At 65.9% G+C, this 2,777-nt stretch carries 4 protein-coding genes; all 4 read left to right on the top strand.

The window, feature by feature from the left end; all coding sequences use genetic code 11:
• Positions 1-1,030: flagellar filament capping protein FliD (gene fliD / locus WBA11_RS01075; RefSeq protein ID WP_424518884.1), on the top strand; the 1,030-nt coding region annotated here is incomplete at its 5' end.
• Positions 1,031-1,077: 47 nt separating this feature from the next.
• A complete protein-coding gene (locus WBA11_RS01080) occupies positions 1,078-1,356 on the top strand; it encodes a hypothetical protein (protein ID WP_424518885.1) in 279 nt (92 codons plus the stop codon).
• A gap of 81 nt (positions 1,357-1,437) precedes the next feature.
• Complete coding sequence (locus tag WBA11_RS01085) at positions 1,438-1,791, top strand: hypothetical protein (RefSeq protein WP_424518886.1); 354 nt, start codon at positions 1,438-1,440, stop codon at positions 1,789-1,791.
• Between the two features lie 238 nt (positions 1,792-2,029).
• Positions 2,030-2,776 carry a hypothetical protein gene (locus tag WBA11_RS01090; RefSeq protein WP_424518887.1) on the top strand — a complete coding sequence of 249 codons (747 nt, stop codon included), beginning with the start codon at positions 2,030-2,032 and terminating at the stop codon, positions 2,774-2,776.
• The last annotated feature ends 1 nt before the right edge of the window (position 2,777 follow it).

Consider the following 2,777-nt stretch of genomic DNA (forward strand, 5'->3'; position numbering starts at 1 on the left):
CGACTTGGATCTCGTGAGAGGCCGACGCCGCGTCGTCGCTAGCGGAGGCTTTGAACCCGCTCCCGCTCGTGGCGGAGAGGGCCCCGAACGGCGACTGCAACGGGTCGCTCAACCGCTCGAGGACGGAACGGGCGCGTCGGCGTCAGTCGTTCACGAGACGGACGGGACCTCGAGACTCACGCTGTCCAGCAAGGCGACCGGGTACGGCAACCGGCTTACGTTTTCTGATCCCGATGGGCTCCTCGCCGAGCTTCAGGTAAGCAGCACCGCTGTTCGATCTGGGACGGGCGGCGGCGCCGTTCGCGAGGTCGGGACGGGGCCCGATGATTCGGCTCTGAGCGCCGCGTTCACGCTCGACGGGCTCGAGATCTACCGGGACACCAACTCCGTTGACGACGCCCTCGATGGTGTTACCCTGACGCTTACGAAGGTGACAGACGCGCCGGAAGCTCTCGCGATAGGGCCAGATACGACCGCGACGCGCAAGGACATCGACGCGTTCGTCAAGGAGTACAATGCGCTCGTCACGTTCGTGGCAGACAAATCCCGAGTCGATCCTGATGCCGGTACGCGCGGCGTGTTCGCCAGCGACACGTCAGTGCGTGGACTCCGGACGGGTCTTCGTGGTGACTTGCTCTCCGGGGTTACCGGCGGCGAGTTCTCGCGGCTGGCTGACATTGGTATCGAGACCAACCGCGACGGGACGCTCACGGTCGCTGACTCTGCTGCGCTCAACGACGCCCTCGCAACCTCGTCTGCTGACGTCGCGAACTTGTTCACGGCCGACGATGGGATCGCGTCTCGGTTCGCGTCCCGGCTGGAGAGTCTGCTCGGGGCTAGTGGATCAATCGAGTCCAGAAAGGAAAGTGTCGACGCCCGTATCGAGAGCCTCAGCACGCAGATCGAGCGGTGGGACGCTCGTCTGCAAACCCGTGAGGACTCGCTCCGAGAGCAGTTTGCCAGGCTCCAGCAGCAGCTGGCACAGGCAGAGGGGCAGCAGGCCTCGATCCAATCCCTCTTTTTCTTCTAGCCATGGACCGACTTCACGCTAGCGTCCTCGAGGCCGGTGACCGTGCCGTGGCCGCCATCGAGGCCGGCGACCTTGATGCCGTCTCGGACGCGCTCGACGACCGACAGCGAGCCATCGAGGCCCTAGACGACGCTGGACTTGGCGCCCCATCGACCGAGGCGACGGCGCAAGCGCGTGAGCAGGCCGAGCGGCTGATGAAGGCCTTTCGCGATGGCCTCGAATCGCTCGGCAACGCCATTGCGACGGTGTCCGATGTTGCCCGCGCTGACGGTTTCTATCGCCAGTCTTCGGTAGAACGCTCGGTGCTGGATACGGCGCCGCGCTGATTTTTTTCGGTGAGCACTTAAGCTTCTCTCTCACCCCTCGATCAGGGGTACAAGGTTCACAGCCTTCCTTACCCTATGGCCATGAACGTCCGATCCTCTCTCGACTCCCTCGCTAAACCGGTCGCCAAAGTCGACTCGTCTACAAGCCGTGGGCCGAACCCCTCGAGGACGAGCAGTACACCGTCCGCGCCGGCAGGAACTGACGCTGACCGCGTCGAGCTCTCCGCCGCAGCGCTGGCTCAGCCGCTCGCTCCTCCGGCTGCCGACGCGGCTTCCGACCTCGAGATCGCGCGCACGGCGCTGCGGCTCGGCGCGGACCTGAGCGTCCGCGAGCTTCACGAGCTTCGTGAGAAGGTCCGAACGGGCCATTACGACCAGGCTGACGTCCTCGATCGCGTCGCCAACGCGGCCGCGCGCGACCTGGGCGTCGAATAACACGACTCGACCTCGAGGACGAACACCCCTCGAGGACGGCCGCGAGCCGCGCCGCACCGAGCCCGCTGGGGTCCGACCTCGAGGTCGAACCTTTTTTGTGTGGGATCTATAGGTCAAATGTGCGTGGACGGTGGCCGTCCCGCTTGATCGTTCCGGATCAGCGTCGTAGTGTTGGGGACGACCTAGACCGACGCGCGACTGCACCCAGGCTACCTCTTTCTCACCGCCTCCCTTTGCCATGCGGTTCCGTAGCCTCGCTCTTCTCGCCTTCGCCGTCTCGATCTCGGCCTGCGACTCCACCGTCGATGAGCTCGTGCCCTCGCCGTCGCCGGTCCTGCCGCTCGCTGTCGGAGCGGAGTGGACGTTACAGGAAGCCTACAGCGTTCGGTACGAGCGAGACGGCACCGTCGGAGACACCCTCCGTCGCGCTCGGGAGGACCGGTACACGGTTCGCGTGGAGCGCGACTCCACCATCGAGGGCGAGGCGTGGTACCGGATCGACGCTCCGCGCGGCTTCTACCACTGCGTCTTCGAGGACGGCGTGTGGCTCACGAACCGGAGCGACGGTTTGTACCGGTTTCGAGCGTCCGCTGCGGACGCCGAGCTCGTCTACGCGACCGGCCTCGAGGTCGGTGTCCCCTTTATCGACACGTTCGAAGTGCTGGCCGTCCTCGAGGACGAGTCCGCTGCGGGCCGCCACTACCTGCGCACGTGGCGCGGAGCTGACCAGGAGTGGGGTCGCGGGCCGATCTCCCCGTCCATTACGACGCGGGATCTGCTGTCATTGGAGCGTGGCCTGGTCGCCCTCGAGATCAGCTTCGTGCAGCAGGGAGCGACCGACAGCACGTTCATCCCGGCGGCCACCATCGGCTACGAGGTGGCCGAGACGGGTGCTGCGGCCTCGAGGTCAGACGCCGCCGCCGTTCGAGTCGATAACCTGCCCGGTCACCCACTCGGCGGCGTCGGTGCAGAGCCACGCGACTAGG

Origin of the sequence: Rubrivirga sp. (genome assembly GCF_049648075.1) — a bacterium.
Lineage (GTDB): Bacteria > Bacteroidota > Rhodothermia > Rhodothermales > Rubricoccaceae > Rubrivirga.